This window comes from Heyndrickxia shackletonii (genome assembly GCF_001420715.1).
GTDB lineage: Bacteria > Bacillota > Bacilli > Bacillales > Bacillaceae_C > Margalitia > Margalitia shackletonii.
In genome coordinates this window covers 231,625-254,515 of sequence record NZ_LJJC01000006.1, presented here as the reverse complement: position 1 = coordinate 254,515, position 22,891 = coordinate 231,625, and the positions used below count along the sequence as shown (strand labels likewise).

At 36.9% G+C, this 22,891-nt stretch carries 21 protein-coding genes; 20 read left to right on the top strand and 1 reads right to left on the bottom strand.

Annotation, left to right across the window (positions count from 1 at the left end; translation table 11 throughout):
* The first annotated feature begins 51 nt into the window (after positions 1 to 51).
* The 20 genes from dltX (at position 52) to phnE (AN964_RS19510) (ending at position 21,791) form a co-directional block, all read left to right on the top strand.
* Positions 52 to 198, top strand: coding sequence for a teichoic acid D-Ala incorporation-associated protein DltX (gene dltX, locus AN964_RS25755; protein ID WP_083489482.1), 147 nt, complete (start codon positions 52 to 54; stop codon positions 196 to 198).
* Between the two features lie 18 nt (positions 199 to 216).
* Positions 217 to 1,737, top strand: coding sequence for a D-alanine--poly(phosphoribitol) ligase subunit DltA (gene dltA, locus AN964_RS19600; RefSeq protein ID WP_055741507.1), 1,521 nt, complete (start codon positions 217 to 219; stop codon positions 1,735 to 1,737).
* Entirely contained in the window at positions 1,734 to 2,900 is a 1,167-nt protein-coding gene (gene dltB / locus AN964_RS19595; protein WP_055741506.1) for a D-alanyl-lipoteichoic acid biosynthesis protein DltB, read from the top strand. The genes dltA and dltB overlap by 4 nt, the downstream gene beginning before the upstream one ends.
* A 98-nt stretch (positions 2,901 to 2,998) precedes the next feature.
* A complete protein-coding gene (dltC, locus tag AN964_RS19590) occupies positions 2,999 to 3,232 on the top strand; it encodes a D-alanine--poly(phosphoribitol) ligase subunit 2 (RefSeq protein WP_055741505.1) in 234 nt (77 codons plus the stop codon).
* Positions 3,229 to 4,416, top strand: coding sequence for a D-alanyl-lipoteichoic acid biosynthesis protein DltD (gene dltD, locus AN964_RS19585; protein ID WP_055741504.1), 1,188 nt, complete (start codon positions 3,229 to 3,231; stop codon positions 4,414 to 4,416). Before dltC ends, dltD begins: the two co-directional genes overlap by 4 nt.
* A gap of 361 nt (positions 4,417 to 4,777) precedes the next feature.
* Positions 4,778 to 6,223, top strand: coding sequence for an amino acid permease (locus AN964_RS19580; RefSeq protein ID WP_055741503.1), 1,446 nt, complete (start codon positions 4,778 to 4,780; stop codon positions 6,221 to 6,223).
* A 273-nt stretch (positions 6,224 to 6,496) separates the two neighbouring features.
* Complete coding sequence (locus AN964_RS19575; RefSeq protein ID WP_055741502.1) at positions 6,497 to 7,684, top strand: serine hydrolase domain-containing protein; 1,188 nt, start codon at positions 6,497 to 6,499, stop codon at positions 7,682 to 7,684.
* Positions 7,685 to 7,938: 254 nt separating this feature from the next.
* Positions 7,939 to 8,406: a MarR family winged helix-turn-helix transcriptional regulator gene (locus tag AN964_RS19570; RefSeq protein WP_055741501.1), complete on the top strand. Its 468-nt coding sequence runs from the start codon at positions 7,939 to 7,941 to the stop codon at positions 8,404 to 8,406.
* A gap of 9 nt (positions 8,407 to 8,415) precedes the next feature.
* Complete coding sequence (locus AN964_RS19565) at positions 8,416 to 10,143, top strand: ABC transporter ATP-binding protein (protein ID WP_055741500.1); 1,728 nt, start codon at positions 8,416 to 8,418, stop codon at positions 10,141 to 10,143.
* Positions 10,140 to 12,029 (top strand): ABC transporter ATP-binding protein, encoded by a 1,890-nt coding sequence (locus AN964_RS19560; protein WP_055741499.1) that lies wholly within the window; start codon positions 10,140 to 10,142, stop codon positions 12,027 to 12,029. Before AN964_RS19565 ends, AN964_RS19560 begins: the two co-directional genes overlap by 4 nt.
* Before the next feature lie 186 nt (positions 12,030 to 12,215).
* The gene (locus AN964_RS19555; RefSeq protein ID WP_055741498.1) at positions 12,216 to 12,527 is read left to right on the top strand and encodes a helix-turn-helix domain-containing protein; all 312 of its coding nucleotides are present in this window, start codon (positions 12,216 to 12,218) and stop codon (positions 12,525 to 12,527) included.
* Positions 12,528 to 12,601: 74 nt separating this feature from the next.
* Complete coding sequence (locus AN964_RS19550) at positions 12,602 to 13,480, top strand: IS3 family transposase (RefSeq protein ID WP_244885895.1); 879 nt, start codon at positions 12,602 to 12,604, stop codon at positions 13,478 to 13,480.
* A gap of 770 nt (positions 13,481 to 14,250) precedes the next feature.
* The gene (locus AN964_RS19540; RefSeq protein WP_055741496.1) at positions 14,251 to 15,006 is read left to right on the top strand and encodes a threonine/serine exporter family protein; all 756 of its coding nucleotides are present in this window, start codon (positions 14,251 to 14,253) and stop codon (positions 15,004 to 15,006) included.
* A gap of 39 nt (positions 15,007 to 15,045) precedes the next feature.
* On the top strand, positions 15,046 to 15,489 hold the full coding sequence (locus tag AN964_RS19535; RefSeq protein ID WP_055741875.1) for a threonine/serine exporter family protein: 444 nt from the start codon (positions 15,046 to 15,048) through the stop codon (positions 15,487 to 15,489).
* 190 nt (positions 15,490 to 15,679) lie between these two features.
* Positions 15,680 to 17,527 (top strand): asparagine synthase (glutamine-hydrolyzing), encoded by a 1,848-nt coding sequence (gene asnB, locus AN964_RS19530; protein ID WP_055741495.1) that lies wholly within the window; start codon positions 15,680 to 15,682, stop codon positions 17,525 to 17,527.
* Positions 17,528 to 17,655: 128 nt separating this feature from the next.
* A complete protein-coding gene (locus tag AN964_RS19525) occupies positions 17,656 to 18,903 on the top strand; it encodes a DEAD/DEAH box helicase (RefSeq protein ID WP_083489478.1) in 1,248 nt (415 codons plus the stop codon).
* Positions 18,904 to 18,974: 71 nt separating this feature from the next.
* On the top strand, positions 18,975 to 19,112 hold the full coding sequence (gene ypzF / locus AN964_RS26790) for a protein YpzF (protein WP_163258634.1): 138 nt from the start codon (positions 18,975 to 18,977) through the stop codon (positions 19,110 to 19,112).
* 338 nt (positions 19,113 to 19,450) lie between these two features.
* Complete coding sequence (gene phnC / locus AN964_RS19520) at positions 19,451 to 20,221, top strand: phosphonate ABC transporter ATP-binding protein (RefSeq protein WP_055741494.1); 771 nt, start codon at positions 19,451 to 19,453, stop codon at positions 20,219 to 20,221.
* The gene (phnE, locus tag AN964_RS19515) at positions 20,221 to 20,997 is read left to right on the top strand and encodes a phosphonate ABC transporter, permease protein PhnE (protein ID WP_055741493.1); all 777 of its coding nucleotides are present in this window, start codon (positions 20,221 to 20,223) and stop codon (positions 20,995 to 20,997) included. The genes phnC and phnE (AN964_RS19515) overlap by 1 nt, the downstream gene beginning before the upstream one ends.
* Positions 20,994 to 21,791: a phosphonate ABC transporter, permease protein PhnE gene (gene phnE / locus AN964_RS19510; protein WP_055741492.1), complete on the top strand. Its 798-nt coding sequence runs from the start codon at positions 20,994 to 20,996 to the stop codon at positions 21,789 to 21,791. The genes phnE (AN964_RS19515) and phnE (AN964_RS19510) overlap by 4 nt, the downstream gene beginning before the upstream one ends.
* A 99-nt stretch (positions 21,792 to 21,890) precedes the next feature.
* On the opposite strand, the gene AN964_RS19505 is transcribed toward phnE (AN964_RS19510), so the two are convergent.
* Positions 21,891 to 22,817: a phosphate/phosphite/phosphonate ABC transporter substrate-binding protein gene (locus AN964_RS19505; RefSeq protein ID WP_055741491.1), complete on the bottom strand. Its 927-nt coding sequence runs from the start codon at positions 22,815 to 22,817 to the stop codon at positions 21,891 to 21,893.
* Between the last annotated feature and the right edge of the window lie 74 nt (positions 22,818 to 22,891).

The following is a 22,891-nucleotide window of genomic DNA, read 5'->3' as shown; positions in this document are numbered from 1 at the left end:
AATAATGATTTATCTAGGTTGGGTATATTAAGCACGAAAGGGTGCCTTTTTATGAAAAAGCAAGACAAGAAGATAAAAAATCCAGTGGCATGGTGGAGTCTTCGTACTTTTTATTATTTGCTCATTCTGATTTTGCTAGTATTAATTTACGGATTTCATGATATGAGTGCAGGGCCATTTATTTATAGTGAGTTTTAATGATCAGGAGGAGTAATCATGAATTTAATAAAATCAATGGAACAGTTGGCTGCAAACGATCCAAATCGAGTTTCCTTTAAAAATCGTGATGATTCCATCACATATGGGGATTTATGGAGCCAGTCCAATCGGTTAGCATCCTATATTGAAAATAATTCAGAGAAGCAGCACTCTCCTATTATCGTTTATGGTCATATGGCTCCTGAAATGGTTGTTTCTTTTTTAGGAAGTGTAAAAGCAGGGCATCCATATATCCCAGTGGATGTTTCGATTCCAATAGATCGTATTAAAAGAATTATAGAGAGTTCGAAAGCGGAATTTTTCTTTGCGACTGAGGAAATGGATGTTAGCCATTTTGAAAACTACCCAATCAAAATGGTTCAAAGTGAAGAGCTTTATCATATTCGAAGCTCCCATGAAGATGTAGCCTCTGAAGAAAAGTGGGTAAAGGAGGAGGATACCTTCTACATTATCTATACTTCGGGTAGTACAGGAAATCCAAAAGGCGTGCAGATTACAGCAAATAATCTTCAAAGCTATGTGAGTTGGATGCTTTCGGATTTTCCAATTGAGAAACAACAGATCTTCTTAAATCAAGCGCCTTTTTCGTTTGATTTATCTGTAATGGATCTTTATCCATCCCTCTGTACAGGTGGGACTTTGTTTGCCATTACAAAGGATATGATTGCGAATCCAAAAATGCTTTTTGCGGAATTAAGTGAATCTAATATTCAAGTTTGGACATCGACCCCATCATTTGCGCAAATGTGTTTAATGGAACCGTCCTTTTCGAAGGAAATGCTTCCTAATCTTGAAGTATTCCTGTTTTGCGGGGAAGTGCTTTCTGCCGATGTAGCTCGTCAGTTAAAGGAACGGTTTCCGGGTGCAAGAGTATTTAATTTGTACGGACCAACAGAAGCAACTGTTGCGATCACGATGGTTGAGGTTACAAATGAACTATTAGCAGCACATTCTATTTTGCCAATTGGATATTGTAAAGATGATACACAGTTATTAATTGTGGATGAAAATGGTAATCAACTTCCGGATGGAGAAAAAGGGGAGATGATAATCGTTGGACCAAGTGTAAGTAAAGGGTATTTAGGAGAAAAAGAGCTAACGGATAAGTCTTTCTTTGTAAAAGATGGAGAAAGAGCCTATCGAACAGGTGATGCAGGATATAGGAAAAATGGATTGCTGTACTATCAGGGTCGCCTTGATTTCCAAGTAAAGGTACACGGATACCGGATGGAACTTGAGGAGATTGAGTACAACATTGCAAAGTCCCAATACGTGGATGCATGTGTGGTTGTACCTGTCTATAAAGATGGGAAAATCGATTATTTATCTGCGTTCATTGTGCCGGCTAAGCATTCCTTTGAAAAACAGTATCAATTAACAGGTGCGATAAAGAAAGAACTATCGGAACTTCTGCCATCCTATATGATTCCAAGGAAGTTTTCCTATACTGAAACTCTGCCTATGACACCTAATGGTAAGGTTGATCGTAAGAGATTATCTGCTGAGGTAATGGCATGATACCGTACGAAAAATTTATCTTTTTCTTGATTATAGCTATTCTTTTACTACCTACGATTATTCTTGGACTTAGAGGCAGACTATCGAAAACCTATAATATGATTATTACGGTAATCATGTTAGCCATTATTTTTGCCCACAGCATTATGGGAGTTGTCTCCCTCATTGTATTTACAATATGGCAGTTACTATTAGTCAAAGGCTATGCAATATATAGGCAAAAAGAAAATAAAACATCCATCTTTGTATGGGCTGTGGTAGCATCCATCCTACCACTAGCCCTTGTTAAAATTTTCCCCTTTTTAGGGATTAATCATTTGATTGGTTTCTTAGGAATTTCTTATTTAACCTTTAAAGCAGTTCAAATGATTATGGAGACTAGAGACGGACTTATAAAAAACGATATCCCAATAATAGAATTTCTCTACTTTCTATTATTCTTTCCAACCATCTCATCTGGTCCAATTGATCGCTGGCGCAGATTTGAAAAGGATAGTAACGTTGTTCCAACAAAGGAGCAATATGTGGAGTATTTATATTTAGGGATAAATAAGATATTTAAAGGATTCCTATATAAATTTATTATTGCTTATTTACTTCACCATTACTTTATTGCGTATTTGCCAAGAAATCCTTATGTGTATATACCACCTTCCTTGGCAAATTTAATGTATATGTATTCTTACAGTTTGTACCTGTTCTTTGATTTTGCAGGATACAGTGCATTTGCAATTGGAGTAAGTTATTTTATGGGAATCAAAACTCCGGAAAACTTTAATGCTCCATTCATAAGTCGAAATATAAAGGATTTCTGGAATCGTTGGCATATGACATTGTCGTTTTGGTTTAGGGATTATATTTACATGCGTTTTGTTTTATGGATGACTAAGAAGAAATGGATTAAAGATCGTTACACCGTTTCCAATATTGGTTATTTATTATTATTTTTAATTATGGGTTTCTGGCATGGAATTGCCCTACAATATATTGTTTATGGTTTATACATGGCAGCTTTAATGATTGGGTATGACTTTTTCGATAGGTGGAATAGACAGCATAAATTTTGGCCGAAAAACAAGTTTACACATGTAGTTTCCGTGATCATAACATTTCACTTTGTTTGTTTCGGTTTATATATCTTTTCAGGACAAATATTTCGTTAAAGGCTCTTTTCTTAAACTAAGCAGTTTATGATGAAGGAATAGCCTTTTAAGAAATGTAACACCTATACGAAAAATACTATTAAAGGAGAATGATTATTATGGAAAAACAAGATATTATCAATTTATTAGCAGAGATTTGTCAGGATGATGTTGTAAAGGAAGATCCTAATATTGATCTTTTCGAAACAGGGCTATTAGATTCATTTGGTACTATTAACTTTTTAGTTGAGGTGGATGAGCGTTTCGGTATTAATATACCGATTACAGAATTTAATCGTGAGGAGTGGAATACTCCGAATAATATAGCTGAGAAATTAGCTGAACATCAATGAAAAAGTACACTTTTGGTCCACTTATTTTAGCGATTGTGCTATTTTTAGTGTTTTTATTTATCCCGAATGCTTGGATAGGACATTTAATTTCTAATAAGAAGATTGAAAAGGATGCTACAAGTCTAAGTCCATTAATGTTCCAAGGAGACTATATACAAAGCAGGATGTTGGATAACAAAAAGTATTTCCCTATGTATGGGTCATCAGAATTATCAAGGTTTGATCCTTTTCATCCATCTAATTATTTTAAAGCAAATCCACAGGGATTTACTCCCTTTTTAGTGGGTCGCGGCGGTACGCAATCTTTAATTGAGTTTATGAACTTGGCAGCACATTCCAATCAATTAAAGGGGAGGAAAATGGTTTTAATTATTTCTCCCCAATGGTTTCACAAGAAAGGAATTAATAGCGTCCATTTTGATCCAAACTATTCAATGTTACAGGCATATGATCTCGCATTTAACCATAACATTGATCCAAAGTTAAAGAAGGAAGCTATTCATAGGCTGTTAAAGTTTGATGTTGTAAAAAGGGATTATATGCTTTCGACTATGTATCGTTCGGAAATTGGTCGTGCCAATCCATTAAAGGCAACTATCATAAGACCACTAGCGTTTTTGAATTGGAAGCTGCTTGAAAAGAAAGATTTGTATTATTCTCTTTACAATGGTTATCCACGTAAACGATATGAAAATCCTTCGCTAGTTAAAGGCAAATCGTGGGAAGAATTGAAACGTAATGCCAGCAATTATGGGAGGAAAGATGCAAAGAGAAACCCTTTTTATATTTCACATAGTGTTTATAAAAAGAAAATCCGTCCAATTGAACATAAGATGAAGAATTATAATGTAAACGGATCCTATGGTAAATCTGTAGAGTATAAAGATTTACAGATGATTTTAGATCTTTTGAAGGAAAAAGGTGCCGAGCCATTATTTGTTTCGATTCCTGTTAACGGAAGATGGTACGATTACACTGGATTTCCAAGAGAAGGACGCGAAGTTTATTATAAGAAGCTACATCAGCAAATAAGAGCTGCCGGATTTCCAATCGCCGATCTATCTGGCCACGAATATGACCCTTACTTTTTAAAAGACACCTTGCATATAGCTTGGAAAGGGTGGGTCTATGTAGACAAAGCGATGGAACAACACTGGAAGACTAAAAACCCACACGTCGATTGACTTGTGGGTTTTCTTCGTCATAAATTACTAAAATTTCACTTATTTGAACGCTAGAACTGCGGTGCTAGCAGATTTGTTCCTATCTACCAAACTTCATTAAGTTTACTTATATTTACCACTGATGTTTTATCGTATTATCACTTTACCAAAGTAGAGAATTGAAGTATGCTTAACCCATGAACTCAATGATTGGCTCTATTAAATATATTGTTGATTAGTTTAAAACTCCTTTGGCGTGCATGGTCATTAGCTTATTTCATAGAATAATCTATTCGCATGACATACCAAAGTCAAAATCAACAACGAACATAAAGATTGCCTAGCGATTAAATGATGACATCTCAGGAAAAGGTGATATAGGATGGAAACGAAAAAATGGGGGTTATGGATTTTAACCACATTTGTAATTGGTAATATGGTAGGCGGCGGTATTTTTATGCTTCCAGCTAATCTAGCACATGTAGCTAGTCCAACTGGGTCTACACTTGCATGGTTAGCAACTGGACTTGGTGTATTTATGATTGCACTAGTATTCGGTAATCTAGCAACGAGAAAACCGGAGTTAAAGGCGGGGCCGCAAAGCTATGCTCAAAACTTATTTCCTTCTCCAAAGGCTGGAAAAGTAGCTGGATACAGTATGGCATGGGGATATTGGGCGGCTAATTGGGCAGCAACGGCATCCGTTATCATTTCATTTGCAGGGTATTTAACAACATTTTTTCCTATAATGCAAAGCAAGAAAATCCTATTTTCAATCGGAAACTTTCAATTAGAGTTTGGTAAATGCCTAACTTTCATAATATGTACTATCATGCTATGGGGAATTCAATTCATTCTATCTAAAAGTTTCAATGCAGCCGGAAAATTAAATCTTACGGCTACTATTACAAAGGTAATTGGTTTTCTGCTATTTGTCATTGTAACAGTATTTGTGTTTGATGTAGCAAATTTAGGAAATGCAAAGGCATTTGTGGATGCAACAGGTAACAAAGTTGGTCTTGGGGGACAAGTGAATGCAGGGGCGATTTCTACGCTTTGGGCGTTCATCGGAATAGAATCGGCGGTTATGCTATCCAATCGTGCTAAGTCACAAGGCGATGTAAAGAAAGCAACAATGATTGGTTTAGTCATTTCTCTATTAATCTATGTGGGTATTACTTTGTTAACGATGGGGGCACTTCCGCAAGATCAGCTCAAGGAATCACAAAAGCCCCTAGTTGATGCATTAGGTATGGTTATTGGGCACAGCGGAACTTATATTATGGCATTATTAGCACTTATTTCTTTATTCGGTTCTACAGTAGGTTGGATTGTCGTAAGCTCTGAAGTGCCATATCAAGCTGCGAAGGTAGGACTATTCCCGAAATTCTTTGCTAAAACAAATAAATCCGGCAGTCCGATTAAATCATTATCCATTACAAATATAATGACGCAAGTATTTCTTTTTTCTACCATTTCAGGTACAGTGACACAAGCATACAATTTTGCTATTGTAGTTGCGACCTTAGCCTATTTAATTCCATATCTAGTTTCTGCTTTGTATCAATTAAAACTAGTTATAACCGGTGAAACATATGACAAGGTAAAAGGGTCAAGAAAACTTGACGGCATCATAACTACGCTAGCCATTGTTTACTCTGTTTGGGTCATTAAAACGGGTACAGCTGATATGAAAACATTTTTCTTAGGAATTGGCTTATTTGTAGTAGGTTTAGTTTTCTATCCGTTTATTATGAGGAAAAAGTTTATAGAAAGAGATTTGGAGAAAGAATCTACAACAATATATCCACAAAAAAGCCAAGTTTGATGCTTGGCTTTTTTGTTTGTGTAATAAGGTGTAGATTCAGTTTATCTAAACCATGTTATGAAGGGTAAAACAAAGTAGAACGGATTATTTTAAGGATTTTTGAGAATAAATAAGGAGGTATTCTACCTTCTATTGCATTTGTAATTGAAGTTGATATTTTTTTTGTTTTATAAGAACCTTTAAGCCGAATTGAACGTCTATTATATTGGTAAGAAAAGATTGATATTAAGAATTGTTTAGACTAAGTATTTTACCTATATGAGGAGCGAGAATATGCATAATAATTCCAGATATAAATCAAGACATAGAGGAAAGAATTCCTTGCGAATTCCTGTACTTATTTGTCTGATATTCTTGGTTGTGGCAGGGGCTTTTTTTCACTATCGTTCTTCTTTCCGATTTTTATATACGACGGATCCCCAGACTGTAAAGAGCGTTTTAACTTCTGGGAAAAAATATAGTCCTCCCAAAAGGATTCCTAGTGAAGGTGTTTCAACTGATAAAAAAATAGATCATTATCTGAAAAAGATTCATTTTAACGGAACTGCCCTAATTGTGAAAAATGGGAAGGTGATAATAAATAAGGGGTATGGGTTTGCTAACCAAAGTAAGAAAGTGCCAAATAATCCTGATACTGCTTACTATATCGGCTCTATAACTAAATCCTTTGTTGCTACAGCCTTTTTACAACTGCAGGAAGCGGGGAAAGTGAATATTAATGAACCATTGTCAGATTATCTTCCCAATTTCCCGCATGCAAAGGAAATAAAATTATATCACTTACTGACTCATACTTCTGGTATTCCCGTTCGTAATGAGTCTGGTGGAAAAGTATCAAGAGAAGAGTTAATGCAAAGTATTGGGGAAACAGCGGTGCATCTTAAATCTATACCTGGAACTAAATGGGGATACTCAGATGCAAATTATTCCCTTCTCGGATATGTAATTGAAAAGGCAAGCGGAATGCCTTTACATGAATATATTAAAGAACACATTTTTAATGTAGCAGGGATGACTCATTCAGGCTTTGGAAGTGATTTGAAGAAGGAAAAATATCCTTCCATTGGCTATAAATTAAAAATGGGGATGATCTATATTCCGAAGATGCAAGATTTTTCGCAAGTGTTTGGCTGTGGAGATATTTATTCTACTCCATATGATTTATATAAATTTGATCATGCTTTACAAGCTGGGAAACTGATTTCCCAAGAAAGCTATAAGCAGATGTTTACGCCCCATAACATAGCAAGATATGGATATGGATGGTATATTAATCGAAAAGGCTGGTCTGTTCCACCGGGAAACTATTCAAGCCATGGTGTATTGCCAGGTTGGAATGGTATGAATAGTTTTTCAAAAGGAGGAAATGCTTACGTCGTGTTAATTTCCAATATACAAAACAGTGTAAAATCCTATGCGCCAATTAGTAAAAAGATTTATAATCAACTAGCTAATATTTAATAAAAATAATCTCGGGCTTTTTTTCCTGAGATTATTTCTTTTTTGAAGGTATTTTTTTAAAATCAAAATACTACTTTCACTTACTAATGAATTTAATAAAAAATGCCTCGAACCTATGTCTATCCTAGGATTTAAAATAAGTTACGAAAACACTCTTTATGAAATCTTATTTATTGACGATAAACCGTTAAGAAAATATAATTAGTTTACTTAATTATTTATTAACTAAACTAATAAAAATGGAGGTGGGAACAGTGGACAAAAACGATCTAATTGCTAAAGAACTTTTTCATTCATTGATGCAATTTCGAAGTCATTTTCGACCGAAAGCATATAAAGGGGTAAAACCCGGTGAATATAAACTGTTGTTCACGATTAAATCGGCGAAGAAGCATCATGGAGTTGACTTAACAGTATCCTGTCTAAGTAAGTATCTTCAGGTTACTGCACCCTCTGTTACTCAATTAATTAACCGTTTAGAGGCAGATGGGTTAGTTGAGCGTCGTATAGATCCCAATGATAGAAGATCTGTCAAGGTAATGCTAACGGAGAAAGGCGAACAGGTAACCGAAAAAGTGGTGGATGCCTATTTACAAAAACTTCATGGATTAATTGGCCACTTAGGGGAGGAAAAAAGTAAGCAATTTGCAGAGTTACTTTCCGAGACGATTGAGTATTTTGCAGAAAATGATGTTAGTTCTAAACGGGATGAATGGAGATGATGATGTAATATGATACGTTTGTTCAGACATTTGAAGCCATATCGATTATTAATTGGCCTCGTGATCATTTTAGTTTTCCTCCGCTCCCTTTCCGACCTATATTTGCCTTCTTTAATGGGTGATATTGTTGATAAAGGTGTTGTCCGGGGGGATGAGCCTTATATTTTAAAAATTGGCGGATGGATGCTGTTAATAGCAGGCATCGGGGCTGTTTGTTCTATTGCTGCAAGCTTTTACTCTTCTAAAGTAGCGTCGAGTTTTGGTAAGAACCTTCGTACAAAGGTTTTTTCTCATGTTGAAAGCTTTTCACTTAATGAATTTGATCAAATTGGAACAGCTTCCCTTATTACAAGAACTACGAATGATATTAATCAGGTCCAGCAAGTACTCATTATGATGCTGAGGATGATGGTTATGGCACCGTTAATGTGTATCGGTGGGATTATTATGGCCGTTTCAAGGGATGCAAAGCTTTCGTTGGTTCTTGTTGTTTCATTGCCAGTTTTATTTATTGCTATTCTCCTTGTTCAACGAAAAGGAATTCCATTATTTAAAGCAATGCAGAAAAAGTTGGATAAATTGAATCTTGTATTGCGTGAAAATCTAACTGGTATTCGAGTGATCCGTTCGTTTAACCGCATCGACTACGAAAAGAAACGCTTTGAAGAAGCAAATGCTGATTTAACTCAAACAGCCATTAAAGTAAATAAAATTATGGCCACCTTAATGCCAGTTATGATGCTTATTATGAACTTCTCGACCATTGCAATTATATGGTTTGGCGGGATCCGAATTGATCACCAAAATATGCAGGTTGGGGATCTTATGGCATTTATCCAATATGCAATGCAAATTATGTTTTCTCTCATCATGCTATCAATGATGTTTATCATGATACCCCGTGCATCTGTTTCAGCAGTACGTATTAATGAAGTTTTAGATATTAAACCAAATATTAAAGATGCTGAAAATGTTCAAAAAGCAACGGATAAAAGCGGATATATTGAATTTAAAAATGTTACCTTCAGCTATCCGGGTGCGGAAAACCCTGCTATTTCGAATATATCCTTTAAAGCTAATCCCGGAAAGGTGACAGCTATCATTGGCGGTACAGGTTCCGGAAAGTCAACGCTTATTAGCTTAATACCAAGGTTTTATGATGTTAGCAGCGGGGAAGTCCTGGTCGATGGTGTTGATGTACGTAGTATGTCACAGGAGCATCTTAGGGAAAAAATCGGATTCGTTCCGCAAAAGGCAGTTCTTTTTACCGGAACGATTACAGATAATATTAGTTATGGAAATGAAAAAGCAACAGTCGAGGACGTCAAACATGCCGCGGAAATTGCGCAAGCTACTGAATTTATCTCTGAATTAAAAGATGGATATGATTCGGTTATCGCACAAGGTGGTACGAATGTATCGGGGGGACAAAAGCAAAGGCTTTCCATTGCAAGAGCACTTGTGCGAAAACCGGAAATTTATATATTTGATGATAGTTTTTCAGCACTTGATTTTAAAACGGATGCTAAATTGCGTGCCGAGTTGAAAAAGGAAACAGGGGATTCGACTGTTTTGATTGTGGCTCAAAGGGTTAGTACGGTTATGGATGCTGACCAAATTATAGTACTAGATCAAGGAAAAACGGCCGGAATTGGCACTCACAAGGAATTAATGGAAACATGTGAAGTATATCGTGAAATTGTATCCTCACAGTTATCAGAGGAGGAGATTGCATGAGCGAAAGAGATAATCGAAATGTCCATCAAGCCAGAAGAGGACCAATGCGAGGGCCAGGACATGGGCACGGATTTGGAATGCCTGTTCAAAAGGCAAAAAACTTTAAAGGTACGTTTAAAAGGTTAATCGGATATTTAAAGCCGCATCGAGTACGATTAACGGCAGTATTTTTGATGGCAATTTTAAGTACTGTTTTTACTATTATTGGCCCGAAATTAATGGGGAATGCTACGACCAAGTTATTCGAAGGCATGATGATGAAAATAAAAGGTGTGCCTGGTGCAAAGGTTGATTTTGATTATATTTTACACATCCTAATAGTTTTAGCAGGGCTTTATATTTTCAGCTCCTTATTTAGTTATTTTCAGCAATATGTAATGGCAGGGGTGGCTCAGAAAACAGTTTATGATTTACGGAAAGAAGTAAACGAAAAATTGACGAGGCTGCCACTGAAATTTTATGATTCCCGTACACATGGGGAAGTATTAAGCCGAGTTGTGAATGATATGGATAATATTAGCAATACTTTGCAGCAAAGCTTAACACAGCTGATTACGTCGATTGTTACACTGGTTGGTGTAATTGTGATGATGCTTACAATAAGTCCTTTGATGACATTGATTGTTATTTTAACTTTGCCTTTAAGTATTTTGGCAACAGCCGGAATTGCAAAGAAATCCCAAAAGTTTTTCATGGGACAGCAAAAGGCACTTGGGGAATTGAATGGACATGTGGAGGAAATGTATACTGGTCATCAGATTGTGAAAGCGTTTGGCAGGGAAGAGAAATCGATTTCCGATTTTAACACCATTAATGAGCGCCTTTATGAATCCGGAAGGAAAGCACAATTTATTTCCGGTATTATTATGCCTTTAATGGCTTTCATAAATAATATAGGCTATGTGCTTGTATCGGTTGTTGGTGGAATTCTTGTAACAAAAAGAGCCATTACGATAGGAGATATTCAAGCGTTTATCCAATACGCAAGGCAATTTTCACAGCCAATCACGCAAACAGCCCAAATTGCAAATATCATTCAATCAACCATTGCATCCGCAGAGCGTGTGTTTGAACTTTTAGATGAGGAAGAAGAAGTACCGGAAGTGGTTGATGCAAAGGTAATCAAACTACCTAAAGGTGACGTTGCATTTGAAAATGTGGTCTTTGGCTACAAGGAGAATGAGACGATTATAAAAGGAATGAATATCGATGTGAAAAAGGGGCAAACCATTGCAATTGTTGGTCCTACCGGAGCAGGTAAAACAACTCTTATTAATTTGTTGATGAGATTTTACGAAATTAATGAAGGGAAAATTACCATTGATGGCGTTGATATTACCGAGCTAAAAAGAGGAAATTTACGCAGTATGTTCGGGATGGTTTTGCAGGATACATGGCTTTTTAACGGAACGATCAAGGATAATATTGCATATGGACGTGAAAATGCTACAGACGAAGAAATTATACGGGCTGCAAAAGCGGCAAGGGCTGATCATTTTATCCGGACGCTTCCGGATGGATATGAGACCATTTTGAATGAGGAAGCATCGAATATTTCGCAAGGCCAAAAACAATTGCTTACAATCGCCCGTGCCATCCTGGCAGATCCAACTATCCTTATTTTGGATGAAGCAACAAGCAGTGTGGATACAAGAACCGAAGTCCTTATTCAACAAGCAATGAACGAATTGATGAAAGGAAGAACAAGCTTTGTCATCGCACACCGTCTATCAACGATCCGTGATGCGGATTTAATTCTAGTTATGAATCATGGAGATGTAGTAGAAAAAGGAAATCATGAAGAGCTCCTTGCTAAAGGCGGCTTTTATGCGGATCTTTATAATAGTCAATTTGCACAGAATAAGGGGAATGCAGAAGTTATTTAGCTTCTGCATTTTTTTATTATTTTGTTGATAAGATCCAAACACTAATGCTGTGGTGCCTCGCGTTTTTCTTATGACTGAATTATTCTATGTAGCTTTTTAGCCCCCTTAATCATTTAGACACGATAATACCTTAGGTTTACACTTAATGTATAACATACAAAATGATTCATAGGGAGGTGAAGACCCATGCCTGGAAAGAAAATTGATGTAATTGAAGATGTAAAAAAGAAATATGTTCGGCTTGCGTTAGAAACGGGTAACCATTCTTCTATTGCCCGAAAGGCGGGAATATCAAGAGATACCTTTAGAAGGTGGATGAATGAATATAAAGATGAAATGCTTGATCTAATGGAAAATGAGGGTACAACCATATTATCTGATAACCCCACTAAAGGCGAACTACTAGAAAAGTATGAACAAGCGATGAAATTGCTTGGAGAAAAAGAACTGGAAGTTGCCATGTTAAAGAATTTAATAAAAAAAAACGAATCTCTATAAATTCAAAATTAGATGAAGTGAATCTTTGGGTTGCGGAAGGTTTTCCTGTAAAACAAACGATGAAGGCATTGGAGGTGAGTCGCTCTTTGTACTACTATCATCAGGATATTGAAACAAATGAAAAAATAGTAACGAAGCGAGGGCGTCCTAGTCCAGGTTATTCATTAAGAAAAGATGGATCTATGGTTTCCGACGAACAAATTGAAGAGCTTTTAATGGAAGGCATAGAAGGAGAAGAAGGAATCTATGGTTATCGTAAGTTAACCAATTATTTAAGGGTGGAACATAATCTAGTGATTAACTTTAAAAAAGTGTACCGATTATGTGATAAGTTAGGCATTCTACTGCCAAAGCGCAACGTTTCTCCTTCCTATCCAAGACGACTAGCTAAGCAGCACTCAATTACCGGACCCAACCAATTATGGCAAGTAGATATTAAATATGGTTCGATAGAAGACAGTGGCCGGTTCTTTTTTCTGGCAAGTGCCATAGATGTATTCGACCGTTGTATTGTAGGTTATTATCGAGGATCAACATGTAAAGCCGAGAACATTAATACAATGCTTCAAGAAGCCATTATACGGCGTCAGGTTCATTTGCCACAAGATGAAAAGGAATATAGTATCATTATTCGAACCGATAATGGTCCACAATTTGTAAGTAAAGACTTTGGGGAATTTTGTGAACTCCATAAAATTTATCATGAACGTATTCCCCCAAAATCACCCAATTTAAATGCGTATATAGAATCATTTCACAGTATCATCGAACGGGAGTGTTACCAACGGTACACCTTTGAGTGTTTTGATGAAGCGTATTACCGAATAGATGAGTATATGGAATTTTATAATCACCGAAGATATCATGGGAGTCTTCATTATCTTTCCCCTACTCAGTTCCATAAGAAATTTAACGAGGTAGGTAGTATGGAAGAAATGGTTATTAATTTGTAGTGAGAATAGGATGAGAGGAAATTGGCCCCTTATTTGGTATAAAAGCAGAACGAATTAGGAGCACGACTTGATATGGAGCAGCGCATGATAACCTAGTTGGTGAATACAGCTTCTTAAGAGGCTGGGTTCCTGGATAGAGAATCATGCGCGAAGAGGCTCCATGTCAAGTCGATATGATACTATCACAAAATTAGGCAAGACAGAGGGGGCAATTTCCATCTTAAACAAAAAAATAAAATACTGCGAAAAAGAAAGATAATAGGAGTATGTGTCTAAAATAAGGGGGCCAACTCGGTAGTGACCGAATTATTTGTAGTAGCGACTGAATTATTTCTCCAAACGCCTGAATTATGTCTGAAACTGCCTGAATTATTTATTTCAGAAGCAGGATTTCTACCTTTGAGGGTTATTATTAGACTTAGAACTTCCAAATTCAGGTACGACAAAAGGGAATCATTCCGTGACAAAGGTATACATTATCCACGGGGCCTCGTTTTTACTTGTAAAAAACTGTATAGTAGCATTAAGAGGGCTCTTTTCATAAACTTTGTTGCTTTTATATACAAAAATTTAGGTAACAGCCGTTAAAAAGTAGTAAATCTTATAAGAAAAAATGCTCCCAAACCAAGCTCGCTTATGATTTACATCAAATGGCGAAAGGTAATAATTAATTCAAAAAACAGCATTAAAAAAAAGGTATTGATAAATAGCTTGTCTTTCTTTTAAGATGATATAGGATTTCTTGAATATGAACCGTATAGGAGTAAAAAATGGAACAGGAAAATAGCAAAACATATAAAATTGTGGAAGTATGTTTACTTGCGGGTAAAATCATGCTGCAAAGCGGCGGAGAGACATACCGTGTAGAAGATACAATGACCAGAATTGCAAACGCATTTGGCATTTATGGTTCCCATTGTTTCGTAACACCGACCGGTATTATTTTTTCCATTGATGGTGTAGAACCAACGAAGCTTGTGAGGATTGTAGAACGATCCACAGACTTAAAAAAGGTTACGGTAGTCAATAGTATATCACGGAAAATAGCGAGCGGTGAATTAGAGCTGGATGAAGCCTATCAAAGGCTAAAAGCGGCGGAAAAGGCGGATTATAAATTTCCGATTTGGATTCAAATTGCGGCTGCCTCTCTGGCAAGCGGTTGTTTCCTTATCATGTTTCAAGGACAGTGGAAGGATTTCATCCCGGCGATGATTACAGGTGGAATAGGCTATCCTTGTCTGTTGTATTTTGACAAGCTTGCCAGAGTTCGTTTTTTTGCTGAATTTTTATCTTCCTTTATCATGGGATTGATTGCGGCCTTATTAATAAAAATAGGCATAGGTACCGAATTGGATAAAATCATTATCGGTTCTGTAATGCCATTGGTACCGGGGTTATTAATAACGAATGCTGTTAGGGATTTAATGGCGGGACATCTTGTTGCAGGTTTGTCAAAAGGAGCAGAAGCTTTTTTAACTGCATTTGCAATAGGGGCGGGAATTGCCGTCATACTTTCCTTTAGGTAGAGTTGTTTAGTTTAGACTAGAGAGGAGTGAATAGCTTTGATGATGATGCTTGGGCAGCTTATAACCAGTTTTATTTCTACCGCAGCGTTCGGAGTTATTTTTAATGTGCCGCGGAGCAAGCTTTTGTTATGCGGGCTAGTTGGGATGCTTGGATGGATTGTATATATTGCTTTTTCTGTAAACCTCCATACAGATTCCGTCATTGCAACGTTTATTGCGGCTTTTATAGTAGGAATAATTAGCCAAACTTTTGCACGTATATATAAGGAGCCGATTATTATTTTTAGTGTGTCGGGTATTATCCCAATGGTCCCCGGCGGACTAGCCTATGATGCAATGAGGCACTTTGTAGAAAATGACTATAATTCGGCTATTCAATTAGCAGCAAAAGCTTTTATGCTATCGGGAGCCATTGCAATCGGCATTGTTTTTTCAGAGGTAGTGAAGCAATTAATTAGAAAACCGAAGTCTACATCAAATTAGTAAACACCCTTCTCCTAAGTGGGTGTTTTTTGTTTGAAAGTTTGTGGGTATAAAGATCTAAAACGAGCTGTTTAAATCCAATTTCGTGCCGCTTCCCTTTCTTTTCCTCTCAGGGACAACTTTCAATCTGGGCTACCCGCCCATATGATAAGTATGGTTTTTCAAAAGATAATTGGAAGGATGGTCCTTTATGTGTGGTATTACTGGATGGATTGATTATCGAGATGATTTAAGCAACAAACACACTATTTTAAACAAAATGACAGAAACATTGGCAAAGCGTGGTCCTGATGACACGAATATATGGGTAACGCCACATGCAGCATTTGGACATAAGCGATTGGTTGTTGTGGATCCTGAAGGGGGCATTCAACCTATGACGCGTATAAAAGGAGACCACTCCTATACGATTTGCTATAATGGGGAACTTTATAATACAGAGGATATAAGGAAAGAGCTTATTAAGAGAGGTTATCCATTTCAAGGGCATTCTGATACGGAAGTGCTGCTTACATCCTATATGGAATGGAAAGAAGACTGTGTTCAATACTTAAATGGTATTTACGCATTTGGAATTTGGGATGAAGAAAGACAGCAATTATTTATGGCACGTGACCGTATGGGGGTGAAGCCATTATTTTATTCTGAACAAAATGGGAGATTTCTATTTAGCTCAGAAATAAAGGCCATTTTGGCACATCCAGCCATGAAAGCAGAGATTGGCATGGATGGATTGGCGGAGGTGTTGGGACTTGGTCCGTCCAGAACCCCTGGGCATGGGATTTTTATAGGGATCCATGAAGTTCGGCCTGCCCATGCTTTAACTTATTCAAAAGACGGATTGAACATTTGGAGATATTGGAATGTGAAAAGTGAACAACACACAGATAGTGTGGATGAAACGGCGGAAAAAGTGAAATCCTTATTTACGGATGCTGTAACAAGACAATTAGTTTCAGATGTTCCTGTATGTACCTTTTTATCAGGCGGTATTGATTCTAGTGCCATCACTGCTATTGCATCGAATCATTTTAAAACAGAAGGGAAAGGGCCGCTGCACACCTATTCCATCGATTATGAGGGAAATGACCAGTATTTTAAATCAAATGATTTTCAACCTAATGCGGATGGACATTGGATTGACCTTATGACAAAAACATACGGAACCATCCACCATCATTGTGTCATCAGCCAGGAAGACCTTGCCGAATATTTAAAGGAAGCAGTTCTCGTTAGGGATACACCTGGGATGGCAGATGTAGATTCATCCCTATTATGGTTCTGTAGAGAAATTAAAAATGATTTTGTCGTAAGTTTATCTGGAGAGTGTGCAGATGAAATCTTTGGCGGCTATCCTTGGTTCCATCGTAAAGACGACCTAGAGCGAAATGGATTTCCTTGGATGCGTTCCTTGGATGAACGAGTAAGTCTTTTAAAGGATAATTGGAACGAAAGACTTCATTTAAAGGATTATGTTATGACTCAATATGAAAACACCATCCAAGAAACTCCAGTGTTAGAAGGTGAAAGTCCTTTAGAAGCTAAAAGACGGCAATTGTTTTATCTAAATCTAACATGGTTCATGACGACTTTATTAGATCGCAAGGATAGAATGAGCATGGGAGCAAGCCTGGAAGTTCGTGTCCCATTCGCAGATCATCGTCTAGTAGAATATGTGTGGAACATTCCGTGGGAAGTCAAAATGTATGAAGGTCGTGAGAAAGGTATTTTGCGTAAAGCTTTGGAAGGAACATTACCTAATGAAGTTTTATATAGAAAGAAAAGTCCATACCCGAAAACACATAACCCTGTATACACAAAAGTAGTGAAAAACTGGTTAAATGAAATATTAGAAAATAGAAGCTCTATTCTTTATGACCTGTTTAAAACAGAAAAATTGCAGGATATCATCGAGTCAGAGGGGAAAGCTTTTCAAGTACCTTGGTTTGGTCAATTAATGACAGGACCACAATTACTTGCCTACCTTGCCCAAATTCATTATTGGTTTGAAGAATATGGGATTAATATAAAAGCATAGAGAATCTTTGGAGAGATCGCTCATTATTGGAGCAATCTCTTTTTGTTTTTTTTGACAAATAACAAGAAAGTTTTATTAAAAAGGAAATGATATGATATAAGCAAGAATTATTTAAGGGTGTGAACGAGTTGTCAGATTTTGTAAAGCTAGGTGTGAGTTCGAATCTTAACCAGGTTCTGCGTTCCTTTGGGATTTTGGAACCTACTCCTATTCAGGAAAAAACCATTCCCCTCCTTCTTGAAGGAAAGGATATGGTTGCACAAGCAAAAACAGGTACAGGAAAGACATTCGCTTTTATATTACCAATACTTGAAAAGGTAAATGCAGAAAGTCCTTATATTCAAGCATTGATTGTTTCTCCTACGAGGGAATTGGCTCTCCAAATTACAACAGAATTAAAGAAACTAGCGGAAAAACTAGAGGGGGTCCATGTGTTAGCTATATATGGTGGACAAGATGTGGAGCAGCAATTGAGGAAATTAAAAGGGGCTATCCACATTGTCGTAGCAACCCCAGGAAGGCTGCTCGATCATATGCGTCGCGGTACAATTGAGCTATCAAATGTTTCAATGTTAGTTCTTGATGAGGCAGATCAAATGCTCCATATGGGGTTTTTACCTGAAATAGAGGACATTATTGGGGCGTTATCTACGAATAGGCAAACCATGTTATTTTCAGCGACGATGCCAAAGAAAATTAGGTCTATTGCAAAAGATTACATGAAAGATCCAATTGACATACAGGTAAAAAGCCCAAGAATAACGGTAGATGATATTAAGCAACTTGTAATAGAAACAACCGATCGTGCAAAACAAGACACGGTTTGCCAGTTGATCGATCAGTATCGCCCATTTCTTGCGATTATATTTTGCAGGACGAAAAGAAGAGCAAGCAAATTAAACAACGCATTAAAGGAACGTGGATATTTGTCAGAGGAGCTTCATGGAGATCTTTCGCAAGCAAAGCGTGAGAAGGTGATGAAACTATTTAGAGATGCAAAAATTCAATTATTGGTGGCAACAGATGTTGCTGCGCGTGGGATTGATGTGGAAGGGGTAACACATGTTTTTAATTATGACATCCCAGAAGATGTGGAAAGTTATATTCACCGAATTGGTCGAACAGGAAGAGCAGGAGGAACTGGCCTGGCACTAACACTAGTAGCACCAAAGGATCGTTCTTATCTGGAGATGATTGAGAAAGGAATTCATCTTCAAATTGAAAAAAAGGTGTTACATGCTCAAAAGAAGCCTTCGAATCCATCTCCTAACAATAAACTGAAGGAGATGAAAAAGGAGCATATTTCATCTGCTGAAAAGAGGAAAAGTAACCATAGGCGGAAAAGGCAGAAATCGAAAAATGCTTATAAAAGGTAGTTCCCTTGTATAATAATTTGTATTTTCATCAAACTACAAAATGAAGCCGATGAAAAAGAGGGGTGAAGGTTGTGGGAAGAACAAAACACGGAAATGCGAATGCACAGCGAAACAATAATGTAAAATCACAAAATGTTATGAGCGATGAATTAGTTGAATTTAATACTCATAAAAGAATCCAAAAGGGAAATGAATCTGGTAAAAAATAAGGCTGGCGTATGCCAGCCTTTCATTATTTTACATATGGGAAAAATTACATACCATACTATTTAATAAACTAAGTATATTTAAGAGTTTTATTATATAATAAATTTAGAAACATTTTCGTCACAAAATTGAAATTAAATAAAATCTTAACTTGAGTTTACTAGAGTTCTTTAGTAAATTTAATGTTGTAAATTGTTGTTTTTTGTATTTTTTTCTTTAGCTTCCATTAAAATAGATAAAAAATTGGGATGACACCCCCACCGTAGCAACATGCTTAGTGGGGGTTTACTGCCCATCACGGTCAAACAATAACTTTAAGAGAAGGGGAAATCAAGAGGAAATGATAGAATTTAAAAATGTTTCAAAGGTATATCCGAATGGGACAAAGGGCCTTAAAAATGTAAACCTTAAAATAAATAAGGGAGATTTTGTTGTTATTGTAGGACTTTCTGGTGCTGGTAAGTCTACGCTTCTTCGTTCTATTAATAGACTTCATGAGATTTCAGAAGGCGAAATAATGATTGATGGTAAATCTATCACTGCAGCTAAAGGAAAATCGCTTCGTCATATTCGTAGGGACATTGGTATGATATTCCAGAATTTTAACCTTGTTAAACGTTCAAGCGTTATTCGGAATGTTTTATCTGGAAGGGTAGCTTATCATTCCACTATTCGTACATTGCTTGGATTATTTCCAAAGCAGGATGTTGAATTAGCGTTAAATGCTTTAGGGCGTGTAAATATTCAAGAGAAAGCGTATTCACGTGCCGATGAGTTGTCGGGTGGGCAACAGCAGCGTGTATCCATCGCTCGTGCTTTAGCACAGGAGGCAAAAATCATTCTTGCCGACGAGCCGGTAGCGTCCCTTGACCCATTTACAACAAGACAAGTAATGGATGATTTAAAGAGGATTAACCAGGAGCTTGGAATTACAACGATTGTCAATCTTCACTTTGTGGATTTAGCTAGACAATATGCTACTAGAATCATTGGTATTCGTGCAGGAGAGGTTGTATACGACGGTCCTGTTGAAGAGGCTACAGATGAAGTTTTCTCTCAAATTTACGGACGTGAAATCAAGAAGGACGAGCTGTTAGGAGAGACGGAATAATGGAAACAGTAAAACCGAAGAAAACAAAAATCAAACCTCTCTTAACGATAGTTTTAATTATTGCAATTATTTGGGCGAGTATTATTAATACAGGTATCTCTTTTACTACTCTTTGGCAGGGGTTTCCTAATATTATTGAGCTGATAAAAGAAATGTTCCCGCCGGATTGGAGTTATTTCGGCTCCATTACAGATCAAATGCTTGAAACGATTAGGATGGCAGTATTAGGAACAACTTTAGGAGGAATTGTTGCTATTCCGTTTGCACTTTTATCTTCTAGTAATGTGGTGAAAATTCCAGTAGTATACCAAATTTTTAGATTCATAATGAACTTAATTCGTACGATTCCAGAGCTTTTATTGGCCGCACTCTTTGTACCTGTGTTTGGAATTGGGGAACTACCAGGTATTTTCGCAATCGCTGTATTCTCTTTTGGAATAATTGCAAAGCTTTTCTATGAAGCGATTGAAGCGATTGACCCTGGTCCGCTTGAAGCGATGACAGCCGTAGGTGCAAATAAGATTCAGTGGATATTCTTTGGTGTTATTCCGCAAGTTACCGCGCATTATATGTCCTTTTTCTTATATAGCTTTGAAATCAATATTCGAGCAGCAGCTATTTTGGGATATGTAGGTGCGGGTGGTGTTGGACTAGTACTTAATACTGCGTTAGGTTTCTTCCAATACGATCGTGTACTTACAATCATTATTTACACATTGGTTGTGGTTGTCATTGTGGATGCCGTTAGTAATAAGATACGGGAGAAGTTGCTATGAACCAAATAACAATAAAAAAGCCATTAAGAAAACGTTTGATGAAATGGGTTATTCTTGCGATAGTGGTAGCCATTTATGTATGGGCATTTTGGGGTGCACCGCATTTAGAAATTAAGGATTCTGCCAAACAAGCTATTAAAGGTATACTAAATGGTTTTGCACATCCGGATTGGGGATATGTATATGATCCAGAAGGTGAGGACTTATTAAGATCCTTACTTGAAACATTAGCAATTGCCGTTTTGGGAACGTTCATTTCGGCAGTATTATGTGTACCATTTGCCTTCTGGGGTGCACGTAATATGAGTAAGAATCGTGCTATTTCGAGCGTTGGTAAATTTGTTCTAAGTTGTATTCGAGTATTTCCGGAGCTCATCATGGCGTTAATCTTTATTAAAGCTGTTGGTTTAGGACCATTTGCTGGGATTCTTGCTTTAGGATTTCACTCCATAGGAATGCTGGGGAAACTCTTTGGAGAATCTATTGAAAATACGGAATTTAGCGCTAGAGAAGCATTAATTGCTTCTGGAGCAAATAAACTTCAAACATTGTGGTTTGCCATTATACCGGAAGTAATGCCGGCGTTTTTATCCTATACTCTGTATCGCTTTGAAATTAGCGTCCGTTCTGCGACCATTCTTGGTATCGTAGGTGCGGGGGGAATCGGTGCTCCGTTAGTCTTTGCTTTAAATGGACATTCATGGAGCCGTGTTGGTATTATTTTATACGGAATCATTATTATGGTTACGATTATAGATATTATTTCGGCACAGATTCGAAAAAGAATTGTCTAAATTAAAAGAGGAATGGAGAATCTCAAGGTTCTCCATTCCTCTTTTAGATTATATAAAAATGAAAGCACCGCTATTTTGCGGTGCTTTCTACAGAATTATTTACTTACCAATCTTATCTACTTGTTCTTGATATTTACGCACTGTATCAAAGTTAGAATCCTTAGATTTTACATAACCTTCATGTGTGTAGATAGATTCAATGATTTTCTTACCTTCTGAATCTTTACCGATTTTAATGAATGCATTAGCAATTTTATCTGCCCAATCTTTTGAAATATCAGGACGAATACTAATGGTATCATTAGGGATTTTTTCTGTTAAGAATAGATAATGTGTATCTTTATAAATGTTAGGATATTCTTTTGCAACGATATTACGAGCATCTACGAATACTGCTGCCGCATCAATGCTTTTATCCATAACACCCATAACGCCTTTGTCATGTCCTTGAAGTGTAACAGGTGTAACATCTTTTAGAGCATCAATGCCATGCTCTTTTAAGTATACTGCAGGCCATACAAAACCAGCTGATGATGTAGGTGCTTGATAGCCGATTTTCTTACCTTTTAAATCATCTACGGTTTTAATGCCAGAATCATTTCTTACAAGAACACCAGAATAATAGTAATCAACTAGATCGCTAGTTTGTTTACCAGTTTCAGGGTCAACACCGTAGCGTTGCGCTTGAAGAAGTACATTTGCAGCTTTTTGTTTATGTGCAAGAACGTAATCTGTTGGTGGTAAGAAACCGATTTCTAGTTGTTTAGATTTCATTGCTTCCACAACAGCGTTATAGTCAGTTGTTACAGTAACTTTAACTTTAATACCAAGTTCTTTTTTTAGTAATCCTTCTAAAGGCTTCGCTCTTGCTTCCAATGTTTCAGCATTTTGAGACGGTACGAAACCGATTCTTAATTCTTTTAAATCACCATTTCCATCTTTTGCTTTATTGGAGCTTCCACATCCAGCCAATGCAACAGCAGCAAGAGAGAGCGCTAACAATAATACAGCAAACTTTTTAAGCATACTTTTACCCCCGTGTTTATATTTTTTAGAACACGAAATAAGCATATAATATTTTTCTGTGAAAATAAACAAAA